The sequence below is a fragment of the Nonomuraea sp. NPDC049637 genome (assembly GCF_040675235.1).
Classification (GTDB): Bacteria; Actinomycetota; Actinomycetes; order Streptosporangiales; family Streptosporangiaceae; genus Nonomuraea.
The window spans coordinates 56,585-74,592 of the sequence record NZ_JBFAOM010000024.1 but is presented as its reverse complement, the minus strand read 5'-3'; the positions used below and the strand labels follow the sequence as shown (position 1 = coordinate 74,592).

Below are 18,008 nucleotides of genomic sequence, written 5' to 3'. Positions count from 1 at the left end.
GCAGGTTGATCATCGCGGCGGCGGGTAGGTACGTCACCTGCCCGCACCACGAAGAGGACCGCCATGACGACCGCGCCGACCCTCGTGCTCTCCGACGGCCGCGCCATGCCGCGCCTGGGCCTCGGCACCTGGCCGATGGACGACCGCCAGGCCCGCCAGGCCGTCGGCCACGCCCTCTCGCTCGGCTACCGGCTGATCGACACCGCCGCCAGCTACGGCAACGAGCGCGGCGTGGGCGCGGCGGTCGCCGAGTCGGACGTGCCGCGCGAGGAGCTGTTCGTCACCACGAAGCTGCGCGGCGCCCAGCACGGCTACGACCTGGCGCTGCGCGGGTTCGAGGAGAGCCGGTCCCGCCTCGGCCTCGACTACGTCGACCTCTACCTCATCCACTGGCCGCTGCCCGGCCACGGGCTGTTCGTCGACACCTGGAAGGCGTTCGTCCGGCTGCGGGAGGAGGGGCTGGCCCGCTCGATCGGCGTCTCCAACTTCACCCCTGAGCAGATCGAGCGGGTGGTCGACGCGAGCGGCGTGTGGCCCGCGGTCAACCAGGTCGAGCTGCACCCCGGCTTCCCCCAGCCCGGCCTGCTCGCCTGGCTCACCGGGCACGGCGTGGCGACCGAGTCGTGGAGCCCGCTCGGCGCCGGCGGCAAGCTGCTCGACGACCCGGCCGTCACCGAGATCGCCGCCGCGCACGACCGCACCCCCGCGCAGGTCGTGCTCCGCTGGCACGTGCAGCTCGGCGCGGTGCCGATCCCCAAGTCGGCCGACCCCGGGCGGATGCGCCACAACCTGGAGGTCTTCGACTTCGAGCTGTCGCCCGAGGAGATGGCGCGCATCTCGGCCCTGGGCGGCGGCGGCAGCCGCCTCGGCGGCGACCCCGACCACCACGTGGAGCTGTAAACCCCAAGAGTGCCCCCCGACGCGCCCCCGCGAGCGGCCCCCGTCAGCGTTCGTAGACGATCCTGCCGTCCACCATCGTCATCGCGACCGGCACCTCGGGCAGGTCGGCCGGGTGCGCGTCCAGCAGGCTGTCGTCGAGCACGCACAGGTCGGCGACCTTGCCCGGCTCCAGCGAGCCCTTCCACGACTCCGCGCCCTCCTGCCAGGCCGGGGTGCTGGTGTAGGCGCGCAGCGCCTGGTCCAGGGCGAGCCGCTGGTCGCGCGCGCCCTCGACGGCCCACCGGGTGGCGGCCGCGGCCACGCCGTGCCGCCAGTCGGGGGTGAGCATGGGGGCGTCGGAGCTGAGGCTGAGCCGTACGCCGGCGGCCAGCGCGTCCCGCACCGGCCAGGCGTGCCCGAGCGCGGCCTGGCCCAGGGCGTCGCGCAGCATGGGGGAGGCGGCGGCGGCGATGCCCGGCTGGGTGGTCAGGCCGATGCCGGCCGCGGCCATCGTCTTGAGGGTGTCCGGATGCAGGACGTCGCCGTGGACGAGGTAGTGGCGTCGCCCGGGGGCTCCGGCCAGGGCGCGGGTGACCGTCCTGGTCGCGCGGCTGCCGGTGGCGTGCACCGCGACCTGGTGCCCGGCCGCGGCGGCGGTCTCGATCATGGTCGTCAGGGCGGTCTCGCGTTCGTCCTCCGAGCCGCCCTCGACCAGCGGGGCGCCGTGCGTGCCGTCCTCGTACGGCTCGTCGCTCCAGGCCGTGCGCATCGGCGGGATGCCGTCGGCGAAGATCTTCACCCCGGTCACCTTGAACCAGCCCGGCACCTCGGCGGGCGGCGTCAGGTCGCGCAGCCCGGCGACCAGGTCGGGCAGTGAGCTGCGCCCGTCCACCTCGGCGAACAGCAGCAGCGCGCTCACCCGCGCCTTGAGCTCGCCCCGCGCGGCCATCCCGGCGTACTCGCGCAGGACCTCGACGCCGAAGCGCCCGCCGCCGTCGTGCTCGCACGGGCCGAGGCCGGGCTCGGTGTAGCTGGTGATGCCCAGGGAGGCCAGCAGGTCGCCGGCGCGCAGGATCGCCGCCCGCCGCTCCTCCTGCTTGCCCAGCCGGGAGTCGGGGACGAGGTCGGCCGTGCCGGTCAGCCGGTCCAGCAGGAGGTCGGGCCAGCGCAGGCCGAGCCACGCGCCGTGCAGGTGGCTGTCGTTGATGCCGGGCAACACCGATCTGCCGCGCAGGCGCACGACCCGCGTCCCCGGGCCCACCATGGCCTGGACCTGCAGTGGAGTGCCGACCCTGACGATGCGTCCGTCCTTGATCGCGATGCCGGACGCGAGATGGCCGGCCGCGTTCATCGTGTGGACGACGCCGCCGGTCATGACCAGATCCGCCGACCTGTTGTCAGCCGCAGATTTCATATCCGCTCCGCTCTGGACACTCTCATTTCCATCCGCATAACGTACATGGAATCAGATACGATTTCGTGCCGGGAGGTGACGATGCCTCTACCTTTCGAGGCACGGCGCATCATCGATCGGGCCCCTCGCGGACCGGCGCACGCGCCGCCGGCCGCCGCGGCCGACGACCGCCGCCGGAGCCGCTGATGGGCGCTCCCGCGGACGACGTCCTCGACGTACGGGGCCTCAGCGTCTCCAGGGGAGAGGTGCCCGTCGTGCACGAGGTCAGCCTCGGCGTCGCGCCCGGCACGGTCACCGTGCTGCTCGGCGCGAACGGCGCCGGCAAGACCACCCTGCTCGACGGCATCGCGGGCCTGGCCCCCGCCGCCGGCACGGTCGCCCTCGCCGGCACGCCGCTGACCGGCCTGCCCACCTACCGCCGCGCCCAGGCCGGACTCGGGTACGCCGAGCAGGCCCGCACCGTGTTCCGCACGCTCACGCTGGAGCAGAACCTGCTGGTCTCCGGCGACGGCGACCCGGCCATGGTCTACGACATCTTCCCCGAGCTGGACCGCAGGCGCACCCTGCCGGCCGCCAACCTGTCCGGCGGCGAGCAGCAGATGCTCGTCATCGGCCGGGCGCTGATCGCCGGGCCCAAGGTCGTCCTCATCGACGAGATGTCGCTCGGGCTCGCGCCGGTCGTGGTCCGCCGCCTGATGGGCTCGGTGCGGGAGCTGGCCGAGCGGGGCATCGGGGTGCTGCTCGTCGAGCAGTTCGCCAACCTGGCGCTGGAGATCGGCGCCCGCGCGTACGTGCTGCGCAAGGGCCGGGTGGTCTTCGAAGGCCCGTGCGAGGAACTGCGCGGGGCGCAGGACCGGCTGCACGAGTTCTACTTCGGCGCCGTCACCGACGACGGCCTCGCCCGGGCGGCCGGCACGGAAGGCGGGAGCTGATGAACGCGCTGCTGAAGACCTGGGGTCCCGGGCTGGGGCTGGCCGTCGCGGCGTGCGCGGTGCTGCCCTGGGTGCTGCCGCCGTACTGGATCTACCTGGCGGTCGCGGCCGTGGTCAGCGGCGTGCTCATGCAGAGCTACGGCGTGATCGTCGGGCGGGCCGGGGTCATGTCGTTGTGCCAGATGTCGTTCGCGGCGATCGGGGCCTGGGTGGTGCTGCGGCTGAACCTGGCCGACGCGCCCGGCGGCTTCCTGCTGTGGCTGGTGCTCGGCGGCCTGGCGGCCGTGCCGGTGGGCGTCGCGATCGGGCTGCCCGCGCTGCGCATCCGGGGCGTCAACCTGGCCGTCGTCACGCTCGGCTTCGCCGTCTCCACCGACATCGTGCTGAACGCCAACCAGTTCCCCGGCACGACCGAGCTGAAGACGCTCGTCCGGCCGGAGCCCTTCTCCTCCGACGCGGCGTACTTCGTGCTGGCCATGGCCGTGTTCGTGCTGATCGCGATCGGCCTGGCGCTGGTCAACCGGACCAGGATCGGGCGGTCGTGGCTGGAGCTGCGGCACTCCGAGCGGGCGGCGGCGGCGCACGGCATCTCCGTGGCCCGCAGCAAGCTCACGGCCTTCGCCATCAGCGCGTTCATCGCCGGCATCGGGGGCGGGCTGATGGCGGGACAGCTCGGCCTCGTCGTCTCCGGAAACTTCGCGATGATGCAGTCGCTGGGGCTGTTCGCGGTCGCCGTGCTCATCGGGCCGCACAACACCGAGGGCGCCGTCCTGGGCGGCGTCTTCGGCGCGGTCATGGCCACGGTCCTGGAGAAGCTGCGCCTGCCGCAGGACCTCGGCGGCATCCTGTTCGGCGTCATGGCGATCTTCGCCCTGCGCAGCGGGGTCAGCCAGACCGACTTCACCCGCGCCCGCCGGCGCGAACGGGCCGCCCGCCCCCTGCTGGAGGCCGCGTCCGCCGCGCCCGCCGCGGAGCCCGCCCCGCTTCCCCCGGCGGCGGGCGAGGGCAACGTGCTGGAGATCCGCGGGCTGAGCGTGCGGTTCGGCCAGGTCGTCGCCCTGGACGGGGTGGACCTGACCGTGCCCGCCCTCGGCGTCTCCGGCCTGATCGGCCCGAACGGCGCCGGCAAGTCCACGCTGATCTCCGCGGTCACCGGCTTCGCCGCCCGCTACGAGGGCTCCGTCGTGCTCGCCGGGCAGCCACTCGACCGGCTCAGCCCGAGCGTCAGGGCCCGGCGCGGGCTGCGCCGCACGTTCCAGACCACCGCCATCGCCCCGGAGCTGACGCAGGAGGAGTACCTGGCGATCGTCGCCGGGCGGCGCCTGCCCAGGCAGGAGACGGAGGAGGTGTTGCGCTTCTTCGGCTGCCCGCCCGGTGAGGTGCCGGTCTCGATCCTCGACGCGGGCACCAGAAGGCTGCTCGACGTCGCCGCCGTGATCGCCGCCAGGCCGAAGGTCGCGCTGCTCGACGAGCCGGCCGCCGGCCAGTCCGCCGCCGAGTCGCTGCGGCTCGGCCGCCGCCTGGCCCAGGTCCCGGCCCGCTTCGGCGTGTCGATCCTGCTGGTGGAGCACGACATGGATCTCGTACGAGCCGCCTGCGGCCAGGTCACGGTGCTGGACTTCGGGCACGTGATCGCCTCGGGGCCGACGCTCGACGTGTTGGACGCACCGGCCGTCAGGGCCGCCTACCTCGGCACCGTCTTGGAGGAGACATCGTGAAACGCGTACTCGTGGCCCTGCCCGTCCTCGGCCTGCTGACCGCTCTGACGGCCTGCTCCGGCGGCTCGGGCACCGACGGGCCCATCAAGGTCGGGGCCGTCAACGGCGTCACCGGCCTGTTCCAGACTCCTGAGGTGCCGCAGGCGGTCAAGGCCGTCTTCGAGGAGGTCAACAAGGCCGGCGGGATCAACGGCCGCAAGATCGAGCTGATCAGCAAGGACGACGCGATGAACCCGCAGCGCTCCACGGAGGCGGCGCGCGAGCTGATCGACTCCGAGGAGGTCGTGGCGTTCGTCGGCTCCTCCAGCGCCGTGGACTGCGGGCTCAACCGCGCCACCTACAGCAAGGCCCAGATCGTCTCGATCCCGGCCGTGGGCGTGGACCCGGCCTGCTTCACCAGCCCGAACATCGCGCCGGTCAACCCCGGCCCGTTCAAGCTGCTGACCGCGATGCTCTACTACGCCTCCGAGACGCTCAAGCACGACAAGGTGTGCCTGGCCTTCACCGTGCTGCCCGGCAGCGGCGGCGGCATCGACGCGGCCATCAAGGAGTGGAGCGACATCACCGGCAAGACGCTGACCGTCAAGGACACCTCGGTGGGACAGGGAGACCCGACGCCGTACCTGGTCAAGCTCAAGAGCGGCGGCTGCCAGGCGGTCGTCTACAACGCCCAGGTCGGGCCCTGGTTCGCCCAGGCCAAGACCCAGGGCATGCAGGACGTCGACTTCATCCTCATGGCCAACGCCTACACCGACGCCAACGCCGCCCTCATCCCGGCCGGCATGAAGGCCCAGGCGGGCACCGAGTGGCAGCCGTACACCGACGAGACGCTGCCGGGCAACGAGCGGTGGGCGAAGATCGTCAACGACAACAAGATCCAGAAGACCGCGTTCAGCCAGGGCGGGGTGATGGCGGCCGACGTGTTCGTCCAGGTCCTCAAGACGATCAAGGGGGACATCACCCGGGAGTCGGTGACCAAGGCGTTCAAGTCGATGCAGCCCATCACCTACCCCATGGTCGGCACGCCCTGGGTGTTCGGCCCCGGCCAGACGCACAACCCCATCGAGGGCAGCCGCTTCGTCAAGGCCGAGAACGGCAAGTGGACGGTGCTGCCCGAGGGCTTCATCGTCCCGAAGCGGAACGGCTGATGCTCGACTCCGTGGTCGCGGGCCTGACCAGCGGCGGCGTGTACGCGCTGCTCGGGCTCTGCGTCGTCCTGACCTACCGGCTCGTCGCGGTGGTGAACTTCGCGATGGCGGCCGTGGGCGCGATGGGCGCCTTCGTCATGGTCACCCTCACCGACGCCGGCCTGGACGTCTGGCTCGCGCTCCCGCTCGGGGCGCTGGCCGGCGGCCTGGTCTCGGCGCTGCTCGGCCTCGGCCTGGTGCGCTGGTTCGGCGAGCACGACCTGCGCACGAAGGCGGCCGTCACCGTGGCGGTGTTCGTCGCGCTGATGTCGGTCGGGCTGCGGCTGTTCGGCAACAACACCAGCGGCGCGCGGCGCTTCCCGCAGCCGTTCGACGCGCCCGCCTTCACCGTGGGCGAGGTGGTCGTGCCGCAGGCGGTGCTGGTGTCGTTGTCCTTCGCGGTGCTCATCACGGTCGGCGTGGGGCTGCTGCTCGGGCGCACCCGGGTGGGGTTGCGGCTCCAGGCGCTGTCGGAACGACCGGCCACCGCGCAGGTCGTCGGCATCCCCGCGCCCCGGCTCGCGCTGGCCGTCTGGGTGGCGATCGGCGCGGTCAGCACGCTGGTCATCGTCCTGGTCGCGCCGCGGCTCGGCGGCGACTTCTCCACGCTGGGCAACCTGGTCACGACCGCGCTGGCGGTGGCCATGGTGGGGGCGTTCAGCAGCCTGTGGCTGACGCTGGCCGGTGGGCTGCTGCTGGGCTGCCTGGAAGGGGTGACGGCCTCGCTGGAGGCGGTGCAGCAGTACCGCGGGGTGCTGCCGTTCCTGGTGATGGTGGCGTTGTTGTGGTGGCGCAGCCGCCACCAGGTCTGGGACTCGGAGGCCAACGTATGACGGTCAAGGTCCCCCAGCGCCAGATCGGCGCGCACGGCCCCGAGGCGTCGGTGTTGTCGCTGGGGTCCTGGCACACCTACGACCGGATGGACTTCGGCGCGGCCGTCGAGCTGCTGCGGCACGCCGTCGAGATCGGCGTCAACCTGTTCGACGTGGGCGTCTACGGCCTGCCCGGGCAGCGGCCGGTCTTCACCGACGTGCTCTTCTCGGCCATGGTCAGGGCCGCCGGCCTGGCCCGCGAGGACTACCTGCTGTCGGTCAAGCTCTGGCTGGACGACCATCCCGGGCGTCCGCTGCGCGACCAGCTCGAACGCGCGCTGCTGCGGGCCGGCACCGACCACGCCGACCTGGCCGTGGTCGGCGACGTGCACCGGGACGACCTCGACCTGCGCCGCCTGGCCCGCGAGCTGGCCGCGCTGGAGGCCGAGGGGCTGCTCGGCTGCTGGGGCGTCAACAACTGGTCGGCCACCTCGATCCTGACCATCCGCAACCACGCCCGCGACCTCGGCTCGCCGGGGCCGCAACTGGCCCAGCTCAAGTACAACCCGTGCCGCCGCTCGATCCCGGAAGGGGTGCCGTTCTCCGAGGTGTTCGACGCCGGCGTCTCGCTGCAGGCCAGCGACGTGCTCGAAGGCGGGCTGCTGGCGGGGAAGGACAGGCCCGCCCGGCCGGTCTTCCCCGACCCCGGCGGCGTGCGCGCGCGGGCCGCGACGGCCGCCGCCGGGCTGGCCGAGGTGGCGGCCGGGCTGGACGCGACGCCCGCGCAGGTGTGCGTGGCGTTCTGCCTGACCCATCCGGCGGTGGCCAGCGTGCTGTTCGGCGTCACGAGCACGGCCCAGCTCGCCGACAACGCGGGCGCGCTCGCCCTGCTCGACCGGGTCGGCGCGGCCCGGCTGCGCGAGCTGGCCGCGCCGTTCTGGGCCGACGCCGACACGGTGGACCCCGAAGGCCCCTGACGGTCTCACCACCGCGGCCGGGGAGACCGGCCGTGCCGGCTCAGCGGGGGGCCTGGACCAGCCCCGCCCCCAGGTCCGCGGTGTCGGCGTCCGGGACGAACACGTCCGTCGCGGCGGTCAGCAGCAACCGGCCGGTGACCGCAGCGGCCCGCGCGCGGTCGCTGCTCGCCCGCAGCTCCTGCCACCACAGCGCCGCCGCCCCGGCCACGTGCGGCGCGGCCATGCTGGTGCCGCTCTTGCTGGTCAGCCCGCCACCGGTACGGGCCGAGACCACGTCCACGCCCGGCGCGCACACCTGCGGGAAGGTGTTGGAGAAGCGCGCGACCCCCAGCCGCCCGGACGGCAGCCGCTGCACCGCGCCCACGGCCATCATGCCCTCGGCGGCCGACGGCAGCTCCGGCCCGACCTCGAAGTCCGGCCGCAGCTCCCGGTGGCTGGCGTTCCCCGTGGCCGCGACGACGATCGTGCCGGCCCCGAACGCCGCCCTGGCCGCGATCATCCGCATCAGCGAGTCGTAGAGCCGCAACGTGGCCCGGTACGACTCCAGCGCGATCGACGTGGCCAGGAACTGCGGCAGCCCGCGCTCCTCCAGCTGCCGCATGGCGGCCGGGAAGTCGATGCCGAGCGACATGGTGATGACGTCGGCGTCGTTCCCCAGCGCCCAGAGCAGGCCCTTGACCGTCTCGGCGGTCGAGCCCTTGCCGTCGTCGCCGAGCACCTTGCCGATCAGCGCCCGTTCCACGCCGGGCGCGACGCCGATGCGCATGCCGTCGACCGGGCGGCCGAAGACGGTGCCGGCGCAGTGGGTGCCGTGGCCGACCTTGTCGCCCCGGCCGGACCCGGTGAAGTCCTCCTCCACCAGCGTCATCCCGGTGAAGGCCGGGTGCGTGGCGTCGATGCCGGTGTCGAGGACGGCGACCACCGTCCCCGCCCCCGTACGGCTGGAGGCGTCGGCGCCCAGCGCCCGCACCCCCCACGTGACCTGCGCGCCCGCCTCCGCCTCCGGCGGCGGGGCGTCGACGTCCTCGGGCGCGCCCGGGACGGTGGTCGGCATCGGCCGGGCGACCGCGGCCACCGACGGGTCCCGCGCGAGGTCGGCCACCTCGCGCTTGCCGAGTCCGGTGACCTCGACGTGCGGCTCGCTCGGCGGCTCGGCCACGGCGGCGGCCCGCTCGAACGGCGCGGCCATGCGGGTCCTGCTCAGATCGCGCAACACGATGAACTGGTCGGCCATCGTCTTCCCCTCCCGGGAGTAGCCCACCCCTGTGATGTCAGGCGTACTCCTGCAGGGGTCGCCTGGCAACAGCCCGTGCTCGCCGGCCCGCGGCGAGCACGGCCACGATCGCCAGCAGCAGCCAGGCGGAGGTGAGGACGATCAGCCAGGTCCATCCGGCGTGGCCGTAGACGGCGCTGCCGGCCGTGCCGCCGGCGCCGCTGCCGAGGTAGTAGCACAGGGTGTAGATCCCGGCGGCGCGCCCGCGGGCGGCCGGCGGGGCCTGCGCGGCGACCCACGCGTTGGCCACGGCGTGCGCGGCGAAGAACCCGGCGGTCAGCACGGCGAACCCGGTCACGACCGCGGCCAGGGGGCCGAGCGCGGTCAGCGCCGAGCCGGCGGCCGTCACGGCCAGGGCGGCGACCAGGGCCGCCCGGCGTCCCAGGCGGTCGGCCAGCCGGCCGGCGGCGGCCGAGGAGGCGGTGCCGAGTGCGTAGGAGAGGAAGACCAGGGAGGCCGCGGCGGGGGAGAGCGACAGCGGGGGCGCGGACAGCCGGAAGGAGGCGGCGTTGTAGAGGGCGACGAACGCGCCGACGCCCAGCGCCCCCACCGTGTACGGCGCCAGCAGCGCCGTCCCGATCCGGCCGCCGCCCCCGGCCCGTGGGGCGCGTCCGGCGGGCTCCGGGGCGGGCGGCGGGGCGGGCAGCGGGGCGGGCTCCGGGGCGGGCAGCGTGCGGGCCGCGTACGCCGAGCAGAGCAGCGACCCGCCGGCCACCACCAGCAGCGCGCCCCGCCACCCCCACGGCCCGGCGGCGAACCCGGCGCCCAGCCGGCCCAGCATCCCGCCCACCGAGTTCCCGGCGATCATCACGCCCACCGCCCCGGCCAGCCTCGTCGCCCCCACCAGATCGGCCAGGTAGGCCGCCCCGACCCCGGCGAACCCGGCGACCGCCACCCCCTGCGCCGCCCGCATCGCCACCAGCACGGGGAACGTCGGCGCCAGCGGCAGCGCCAGCCCGATCAGCGCCGAGGCCAGCACGGACCACACGATCATCCGCCGCCGCCCGACGACCTCCGCCAGCGCGGCCAGCGGCAGCACCGCCACCGCCAGCGCCGCCGTGGCCACGCCGACGGCCAGCGACGCGCCGCCGGGGTCGAGCCGGAAGTCGGCGGCCAGCTGCGGCAGGACGGGCTGCGGCGCGTACAGCAGGGCGAAGGAGGAGACGCCGGCCGCCGCCACGGCCGGACCGGCCCGCCGGGTGCCGACTCGTTGAGCTTCGATGACCGCCACGCCTGGAAACGCTAAGCAAGGCTAATAAATACGTCCAATGCGGAAATAGGCGATAATTCATGCTGTGGTGGATGAATACGAGCTCGTGGACGAGCGGCTGGCCGCCGGGCTGGCTCCCACGCTCGCCCTGCTGGCCGCCGTGGGGGAGACCGGGCACGTCACGCGGGCGGCCGAGCTGCTCGGCATGCCGCAGCCCACCGCCAGCCGCCGCCTGGCCGCGCTGGCCGACCTGGTCGGCGCGCCGCTCGTCGTCCCGTACGGGCGGGGCATCCGCCTGACCAGGGCCGGGCGCGTCCTGGCCGCCGCCTCCGGCCGGGCGCTGGCCACCATGGAGTCGGCCGCCCGCGAGGTGCGCGAGGAGATCGACCCCGGCAGCGGCCGGATCGTGCTCGGGTTCCTGCACCTGCTGGGCCGCACGCTCGTCCCCTCGCTCATCCGGGGCTTCCGCGAGCACCACCCGGGCGTGCGGTTCAGCCTGGCGCAGGGCTCGCGCCAGGACATGCTGCGCGCGCTCGCCGAGGGCGAGATCGACCTGGTGTTCGTCGCGCCCCTGCCCGACGGCGACCCGGGCCTGGCCGGGCACCCGCTCGCCGACCAGGAGCTGGTGCTGTCCGTGCCGCCCGGTCACCGGTTCGCCGGACGCGCCCGGGTGCGGCCCGCCGAGCTGGACGGGGAGGAACTGGTGACGCTCGAACACGGCTACGGCGTCCGCCAGATCACCGACGACCTGTGCGCGGCGGCCGGGTTCACGCCCAGGATCGCCTTCGAGGGGCAGGAGTCGGAGACCGTGCGCGGCCTGGTGGCGGCCGGGCTCGGCGTGGCCGTGCTGCCCCGGCTGACGCCCGCCGAGGGCGTCGTGCAGATCCCGCTGTCGCCCCCGGTGTTCCGGACGATCGGCGCGTGCTGGCCCGCCGGGGCCCGGCTCACGCCCGCCGTGCGCGCCTTCCTGGACCACGTGCGCTCCGGCGCGGCCGACGTCGGCCCGGGGTTGCGGCCCTGCCGACACCCGTCCTCGCAGAAGTAGTTGACGGCTCATCGATTCTCTATGGAGGATTCAGCTGCACACGCCCTTCTGCGGATGGGGACGACCATGCCTGCCGAGTCGTTCAACGCCGGCGTCCATCTCACCGACCGCCTGGTCGAGGCCGGGCACGGCGACCGCGTCGCCGTCACCGGGCCGCTGGGCGCCATGACCTACGCCCAGCTCGCCACGCACGTCGCCGAGCTGGCCGGCGGGCTGCGGGTGATGGGCGTGCGGCCGGAGGAGCGCGTGCTGCTCGTCCTGCCCGACCGGCCCGAGACGCTGATCACGATCCTGGCCGTGCTGCGGATGGGCGCGGTCGCCGTCCCCGTGCCGGCCCTGTACGACGGGGCCGAGCTGGGCGCGCTGATCCGCGACTCCAGGGCGCGGGTCGTCGTCTCCGCGCCCGAGTTCGAGCCGGCCGTGCAGGAGGCGCTGCTGTCGGCGCCCGAGGTCGTGGCGCTCGTGCTCACCGACGCGAGCCAGGCCCCCGGCCACGTCGCACGCATCGCCACCGCGACCGGAGGGGGCCCGGCGGCGGCGGTCGAGCCGGGCGTGCCGGTCTGCCTGTGGTCGGACGTGCTGGAGGCCGGCCGGGGCGCGACCGGCTCGTACGACACCTGGCCCGACTCGCCCGCGCTGTGGCTCTACACCGCCGGCACCACCGGCGCGCCCAAGGCGGCCATGCACCGCCACGGCGCGCTGCGCGACGTCTATGAGGGGTTCGGGCGGCAGGTGCTCGGCGTGCGCCCCGAGGACAGGTGCCTGTCGGCGGCCCGGCTGTCCTCCGCCTACGGGCTCGGCAACTCCCTGATCCTGCCGCTGGCCGCCGGCGCGACCACGATCCTCGACCCCGCCGCGCCCACCCCGGCCGGCGTGGCCGAACGCCTTCTGGCCGAGCGCCCCACCCTGTTCTTCGCCGGCCCGTCGTTCTACGCCGCGCTGCTGGCCGCCGAGGCCCCGAAGGACGCCTTCGCCTCCGTCCGCCTGGCCGTCGCCGCGGGCGAGGCGCTGCCCGCCGAGCTCCACCGCCGCTTCACCGGCCGCTTCGGCGTGGACCTCATCGACGGCCTGGGCTCGGCCGAGTCGCTGCACGTCTTCCTCTCCGGCCGTCCGGGCCGGGCCCGCCCCGCCGGCTCGGGCGCCGTCGTGCCCGGCTACGAGGTGCGCCTCCTGGACGACTCGGGCGCGCCCGTCCCCGACGGCGAGCCCGGCCACCTGTACGTGCGCGGCGACTCGATCGCCACCGGCTACTGGTGCCGCACCGCCGCCACCCGCCAGGCGTTCCAGGGCGAGTGGCTGCGCACCGGCGACACCTGCGCCCGCGACGCCGACGGCTCCTACCGTTTCCTGGGCCGCTCCGCCGACCTCATCAGGACGGGCGACGCCTGGGTGTCCCCCCTGGAGGCCGAGGCCCGGCTGCTGGAGCACCCCTCGGTCGCCGAGTGCGCGGTGGTCGCCCACACCGGCGCCGACGGGCCGGACCGGCCGGTCGCCTGCGTGGTGCCCAGGCCGGGCCGCCCGATCGACGCGGGCGAGCTGATCGCGTTCTGCCGCGCGGGCCTGGCCGCCGACCGGTGCCCGCACGAGGTGCTGGTGCTGGACGAGCTGCCGAGGACGGCGACGGGCACGATCCAGCGCGCGGTGCTCCGGCAACTGGCCGCCGACCTGCTCGGCAAGTGACCGGACCCCGGGGGCTCAGAAGGCGTCGCGCAGCTCGCGCTTGAGCACCTTGCCCGAGGCGTTCTTCGGCAGCGCGTCCACGAACACCACGTTCTTGGGCGTCTTGAAGGCGGCCAGCCGCTCGCGCAGGAACGCGTTGAGCTCGGCGGCGGTCAGCCCCGCGCCCTCGCGCAGCACCACGGCGGCCGTCACGGCCTCGATCCACCGCTCGTCCGGGACGCCGAACACGGCCGCCTCGGCGACCGCCGGATGCTGGTAGATGACCTCCTCCACCTCGCGGCTCGCCACGTTCTCGCCGCCGGACTTGATCATGTCCTTCTTCCGGTCGACCACCGACAGGTAGCCGTCGGCGTCCATGACGCCGAGGTCGCCGCTGTGGAACCAGCCGCCGCGGAACGCCTCGGCGGTCTTGTCCGGGTCGTTCCAGTAGCCGAGCATGGCGTGCGGGCTGCGGTGGACGATCTCGCCGACCACGCCCGGCGCGACCGGCCGGTCCTCGTCGTCGACGATCCTGGTCTCGACGTTGAGCGCGGGCCGCCCGGCCGAGCCCAGCCGGGTCAGCTGCTCCTCGGGACGCAGGATGGTGGCCAGCGGCGCCATCTCCGTCTGGCCGTAGAAGTTGAACAGGCGCACGTCCGGCAGCCGGGCCGAGATCTCCTTCAGCACCTCGACCGGCATGATCGAGGCGCCGTAGTAGCCCTTGCGCAGCGAGGACAGGTCACGGCGGTCGAAGTCGGGGTGGCGCAGCAGGGCGATCCAGACCGTGGGCGGGCAGAACAGCTTGGTCGCGCGTTCGCCCTCGATGGTGGCCAGGATCGAGGCGGGGTCGGCGCCCGGCAGGATCAGGTTCGTGGCGCCCAGGTAGATGCCGGGCGTCAGGAAGCAGTGGAGCTGGGCGCAGTGGTAGAGGGGCAGCGCGTGCACCTCGACGTCGTCGGAGCTCATCTCGCCGTCGACGACGCAGCTCACGTACTGGGCCAGCAGGCTGCCGCTGGACAGCGTGGCGCCCTTGGGCCGGGACTCGGTGCCGCTGGTGTACATGAGCTGGATCGGGTCGTCGGCGGCGATCTCCACCTGCGGCTCGGCGTCGTCGCCGCGCCAGGTGGAGAAGGACTCCCAGCCCTCGGCCGCGCCGATCACGCCGCGCACCCGCACCGCGGGCCCGGCCGCGGCCTCGGCCACCGGCAGCAGCGCCTCCTCCGCCAGCATCCCGGTCGCGCCGGAGTGCTCCAGGATGTAGGCCACCTCGCGCGGCCCGAGCATGAAGTTGATCGGCACGGAGATCGCGCCCAGCCGGGCCAGCGCGAAGTAGGCCACCACGAACGCGTGGTTGTTATGGCTGAACAGGGCGAACCGGTCGCCCTTGGCCACGCCGCGCGCCGCCAGCGCGTTGGCCGTGCGGTTGACCTCCAGGTCGAGATCGGCGTAGCTCTGCCGGACGTTGCCGTAGATCACGGCGGTCTTGGCGGGGAACCTGGCGGCCGAGCGCCGCAGGAGGTCGCCGATCGTGTGCTGGCGCGTGGTCATGCTGGGCACCCCCATGCCGAATGATGTTCGGCGATCGTACCCGACGAAGGAGGCGCCCGCCGACCCCCGGCGGACGCCTCCTCGGGCTCACCCCGGCTGGGTGACGCCGTTGACCTTCAGCGTGTACGGCGCGTACTGCTGCACCTGCTCGGTCGGCTCGTCATAGGCCACGATCGCGACCACTGACGGGAAGACCGCGAACGGCGCGAGCTGCAGCCGGTTGAGGCTGATCGAGCCCTTGCCGTCGAACTGGGCCTGCAGCACCACCGAGTGCTTCTCGTCCAGGCCGACCAGACGCACGTTCCAGTTGCTGACCGGCGTCGGGGAGATCTCGGTCGGGGAGTCGAACGGCTCCAGGCTGGCGCCGTCGCTCACCGCCGTCGCGCCCACCGTGACGTCGTCGATCTTCCAGCCGCCCTCGTTGACCCCGCCGTCGCTGACGTACTGGAAGCCGACGAGGATCTCCTTGCCCGCGTAGGCGGACAGGCTGTAGCTGTGCGGCTGGAAGCCGGTGGTGGTGCCGTTGACGGCCGGGCCGAGCGGGCCGGCCACCGTCTTGTCACCGGGGATCGCGGTGTAGGTCTTGCCGCCGTCCGTGGAGACGATCACGTAGCCGTAGTCGAAGCCGGACTCCGCGCCGTACTTGGCGAGGAAGCGCAGCGTCGGGTCGGCGGCCGGGACCGTCACCTTGGTCACCGCGGCGACATTGAGGTTGCTGGCGTTGCCCGACCACAGCACCGGGTTGCCCGCGCGGTCGGGGTCGTCGGAGACGACGGTCCAGGCCAGCGGGATCGGCGGCAGCGTCTTGGCGCCCTGGAAGGACAGCGAGGTCGGCGCCGCGCCGCCCGGCTTGCGGATCTGCACGTAGTCGGCGCCGTTCGGAGCCGCCCCCGGGGTGTTGTACGCGGCCGGGTTGGCGAGGTTGACCGTGGAGTTCAGGCTCGCGGTCGTCACCCGCTTCTTCGGCACGCCCAGCACCACGCCGCGGCTGCCGACGACCTTGTCCACCAGCACCATCGTCTGGTAGTCGTGCAGCACCTGGTACAGGTCCGTGCTGCCGAGCGCCGCCTTCACGCTGGCCAGGCCCTGCAGGGAGCCGTCACGGTGCAGCTTGGACAGGAAGTCCGCGCCGTACCGGTCGTACAGGAACAGCATGAACGAGTAGGCGTTGCCGTAGTCGGCCAGCACCGCGTCCGGGTTGCCGCCGTCGCCCCACAGGTTGAGCGAGTTCTGCGGGCCGCCGCAGTTGCGCGGGTTCGGGTTGTACGGCGTCTGGACGATGCCGAAGCCCTGGAAGCAGTTGATGTGGTTGTCGAAGCCCTTCTCGAACACCGTCGCCTTGGGGTTGCCGTAACCCGTCACCGAGATGGCGAAGTCCGACAGGCCCTCGTTCATCCAGGTGGTCTCCAGCGGGTCGGTGTAGTAGTGCAGCAGGTGCTGCCACTCGTGGGCGAAGACGCCCTCGTACTGGAAGGGCCGGGCCGAGCGCGAGGTGCACACGTCGGAGGTCGGGTTGTCCGGCGGGTTCGCGCCGGTCCTGTGCAGCCAGTCGAACGCGTCGATCGTCATCACGTTGCGGTCGAGCAGCTCGTTGTACTGGGAGGAGAAGAAGCCCGCGATGTACGTGGTCGCGGCCGGGAAGGTGTAGTAGTTGTCGTCCCGGACGTTGTCGATCAGCGTCACCGTGCGGTCGCCGGCGCCGGTGTAGACGCCGCCGTTGCCGTTGGCGTCGGGGCCGAGCACGGCGTTCGTGCCGTCCCGGTCCGGCGGCGTGCTGAAGGTCGCGGTCTCCTTCGGGAACATGTTCGTGTCGAACTGCTGCACCAGGTTCGTGACCTGGGCGTCGGTGATCTCCGTCGTCCCGGGCACCTGCATCCGGCAGTCGCCGGCCGGGAAGGCCAGGTCGTTGGCGACCCAGACCTCGATCTTGTCGCCGACGCCGCGCAGCGTGTAGTCCTTGCGGTACAGGCGGCCGTTGTAGTCGTCCGTGGCCAGCCACTGCCGTACGGTGCCGACCGGCGGCGTCTCGGCGGCGGCCTTGGCCGTGGCCTTGCGGGCCTCGTATTTCGCGGGGACCTTGACGGGCTTGCCGTCGATGGTGAAGTCCTTGCGGGTGAGCTCCTTGACGTCGCTCGGCGGCGCAGCCGTGGCGGCCGCCTGCGGGGACTCGGCCGACGCGGGTATCGCGGTCAGCGTGGGCAGTAAGAGAAGTGCGGCAGCGATTCCGATGATTCGGGTGCGCGCCATTGAACCCCCTAGGTATGGGTGTTGCCCGGATGGAACAGGGGTGACATCCGGTAATTACCGGAACCGAATTAGCGCGCGCAATGGGGGCATTTGCCAACAAAATGCGGTGGAATTGGCGATCAAACCAGAACGGCCAGCCGCCGATAGGACTCCAGCCGCCGTTCCAGGTCGTAGGTGTTCATCGTGACCAGCACCTCGTCGGCGCCGGTGGCCTCCACCAGTGAGCCCAGCGCGACCGCCACCTCCGGCGCGGTGCCGTGGATCTGCCCCTTCAGCGCCTCGGCCAGCAGCGCCCGCTCCCGCCCGGTCAGCTCCAGCCGGGCGATCTCCTCGGCCGGCACCAGCGGCGGGAACGCGCCGCTGGTGCGCGAGCGCGCCGTGGACCACGCCTCGGGCAGCTGGAGCTGCGCCGCCTCCTCGCGCGTCGCCCCGACCGCGACGCTGACCGCCGCCATCACGTACGGCCGCGCCGCCCACTCCGAGGGCCGGAACCCCGCCCGGTAGCGCGCCGCCGCCTCCACCGCCCGCGGCCCGGCCCCGATCACCATGGGCAGCCCGAGCTCCGCCGCGAGCTCCGCCCCCGCCCCCATGGCCAGCACGAACACCTGCGGGCGCAGCCCCTCGGCCGGCACGGCGTGCACGCCCGGATACGCCCGCTGCCCCCCGGTGAAGTACCCCAGCAACTCGCCGACCTGGTCGCCGAACCCGTCCGCGGCCTCCTTGCCCTGCCCGAGCGCCCGCCGGACGCCGCCGGTGAACCCCACCGACCGCCCGAGCCCCATGTCGATCCGCCCGGGATGGAGCGACTCCAGCACCCCGAACTGCTCGGCCACCACCAGCGGCCGGTGGTTGGGCAGCATCACGCCGCCGGTGCCCACCCGGATCCGCCCGGTCGCCGCCGCGACGGCCGCGGCCAGCACGGTCGGCGCCGCCCCCGCCACGCCGGGCACGCTGTGGTGCTCGGCCACCCAGAACCGGTGGTAGCCCAGCTCCTCGGCCTGCCGGGCGAACGCGACGGTGTCCCGCAGCGCGGTGGCCGCGTCGGAACCCCGGCGCAGGAGCGAACGGTCGAGAATCGAGTACAGGGTCACGCCTGCGTGCAACACC

At 73.6% G+C, this 18,008-nt stretch carries 14 protein-coding genes; 8 read left to right on the top strand and 6 right to left on the bottom strand.

The features are described 5' to 3' along the window. Positions 1-63 precede the first annotated feature (63 nt). Entirely contained in the window at positions 64-900 is an 837-nt protein-coding gene (locus tag AB0J71_RS29525; RefSeq protein WP_352327514.1) for an aldo/keto reductase, read from the top strand. A gap of 43 nt (positions 901-943) precedes the next feature. Here the strand turns inward: AB0J71_RS29525 and AB0J71_RS29520 are convergent, their stop codons facing one another. After that, positions 944-2,293, bottom strand: a complete 1,350-nt coding sequence (locus tag AB0J71_RS29520) for an amidohydrolase family protein (RefSeq protein ID WP_352327513.1) — start codon at positions 2,291-2,293, stop codon at positions 944-946. A 185-nt stretch (positions 2,294-2,478) separates the two neighbouring features. Between AB0J71_RS29520 and AB0J71_RS29515 the strand changes: the two genes are divergently transcribed. Genes AB0J71_RS29515 through AB0J71_RS29495 form a run of 5 tightly spaced genes read left to right on the top strand, consistent with a single transcriptional unit; the run spans position 2,479 to position 7,919 of the window. After that, the gene (locus tag AB0J71_RS29515) at positions 2,479-3,225 is read left to right on the top strand and encodes an ABC transporter ATP-binding protein (RefSeq protein WP_352327512.1); all 747 of its coding nucleotides are present in this window, start codon (positions 2,479-2,481) and stop codon (positions 3,223-3,225) included. Continuing rightward, positions 3,225-4,943, top strand: a complete 1,719-nt coding sequence (locus tag AB0J71_RS29510) for an ATP-binding cassette domain-containing protein (protein WP_364417026.1) — start codon at positions 3,225-3,227, stop codon at positions 4,941-4,943. The genes AB0J71_RS29515 and AB0J71_RS29510 overlap by 1 nt, the downstream gene beginning before the upstream one ends. After that, complete coding sequence (locus AB0J71_RS29505; RefSeq protein WP_352327510.1) at positions 4,940-6,091, top strand: ABC transporter substrate-binding protein; 1,152 nt, start codon at positions 4,940-4,942, stop codon at positions 6,089-6,091. Before AB0J71_RS29510 ends, AB0J71_RS29505 begins: the two co-directional genes overlap by 4 nt. Continuing rightward, positions 6,091-6,963, top strand: coding sequence for a branched-chain amino acid ABC transporter permease (locus tag AB0J71_RS29500; RefSeq protein WP_352327509.1), 873 nt, complete (start codon positions 6,091-6,093; stop codon positions 6,961-6,963). Before AB0J71_RS29505 ends, AB0J71_RS29500 begins: the two co-directional genes overlap by 1 nt. Further along, a complete protein-coding gene (locus AB0J71_RS29495) occupies positions 6,960-7,919 on the top strand; it encodes an aldo/keto reductase (protein WP_352327508.1) in 960 nt (319 codons plus the stop codon). The genes AB0J71_RS29500 and AB0J71_RS29495 overlap by 4 nt, the downstream gene beginning before the upstream one ends. Before the next feature lie 40 nt (positions 7,920-7,959). Here the strand turns inward: AB0J71_RS29495 and AB0J71_RS29490 are convergent, their stop codons facing one another. Together AB0J71_RS29490 and AB0J71_RS29485 are read right to left on the bottom strand one after the other, a co-directional pair. Then, a complete protein-coding gene (locus AB0J71_RS29490) occupies positions 7,960-9,153 on the bottom strand; it encodes a S8 family serine peptidase (protein ID WP_364390520.1) in 1,194 nt (397 codons plus the stop codon). 37 nt (positions 9,154-9,190) lie between these two features. Next, on the bottom strand, positions 9,191-10,423 hold the full coding sequence (locus AB0J71_RS29485) for an MFS transporter (protein WP_364417024.1): 1,233 nt from the start codon (positions 10,421-10,423) through the stop codon (positions 9,191-9,193). 64 nt (positions 10,424-10,487) lie between these two features. Between AB0J71_RS29485 and AB0J71_RS29480 the strand changes: the two genes are divergently transcribed. Further along, the gene (locus tag AB0J71_RS29480) at positions 10,488-11,447 is read left to right on the top strand and encodes a LysR substrate-binding domain-containing protein (protein ID WP_364417022.1); all 960 of its coding nucleotides are present in this window, start codon (positions 10,488-10,490) and stop codon (positions 11,445-11,447) included. A gap of 66 nt (positions 11,448-11,513) precedes the next feature. Beyond that, positions 11,514-13,127 carry a benzoate-CoA ligase family protein gene (locus tag AB0J71_RS29475; RefSeq protein WP_364417020.1) on the top strand — a complete coding sequence of 538 codons (1,614 nt, stop codon included), beginning with the start codon at positions 11,514-11,516 and terminating at the stop codon, positions 13,125-13,127. Between the two features lie 15 nt (positions 13,128-13,142). On the opposite strand, the gene AB0J71_RS29470 is transcribed toward AB0J71_RS29475, so the two are convergent. From AB0J71_RS29470 to AB0J71_RS29460, 3 genes are all read right to left on the bottom strand, one after another. Further along, positions 13,143-14,654, bottom strand: a complete 1,512-nt coding sequence (locus AB0J71_RS29470; RefSeq protein WP_364390516.1) for an acyl-CoA synthetase — start codon at positions 14,652-14,654, stop codon at positions 13,143-13,145. An 87-nt stretch (positions 14,655-14,741) separates the two neighbouring features. Beyond that, positions 14,742-16,901, bottom strand: a complete 2,160-nt coding sequence (locus AB0J71_RS29465; RefSeq protein WP_364417018.1) for a choice-of-anchor J domain-containing protein — start codon at positions 16,899-16,901, stop codon at positions 14,742-14,744. A gap of 119 nt (positions 16,902-17,020) precedes the next feature. Continuing rightward, the gene (locus AB0J71_RS29460) at positions 17,021-18,007 is read right to left on the bottom strand and encodes an LLM class flavin-dependent oxidoreductase (RefSeq protein ID WP_364417016.1); all 987 of its coding nucleotides are present in this window, start codon (positions 18,005-18,007) and stop codon (positions 17,021-17,023) included. Between the last annotated feature and the right edge of the window lies 1 nt (position 18,008).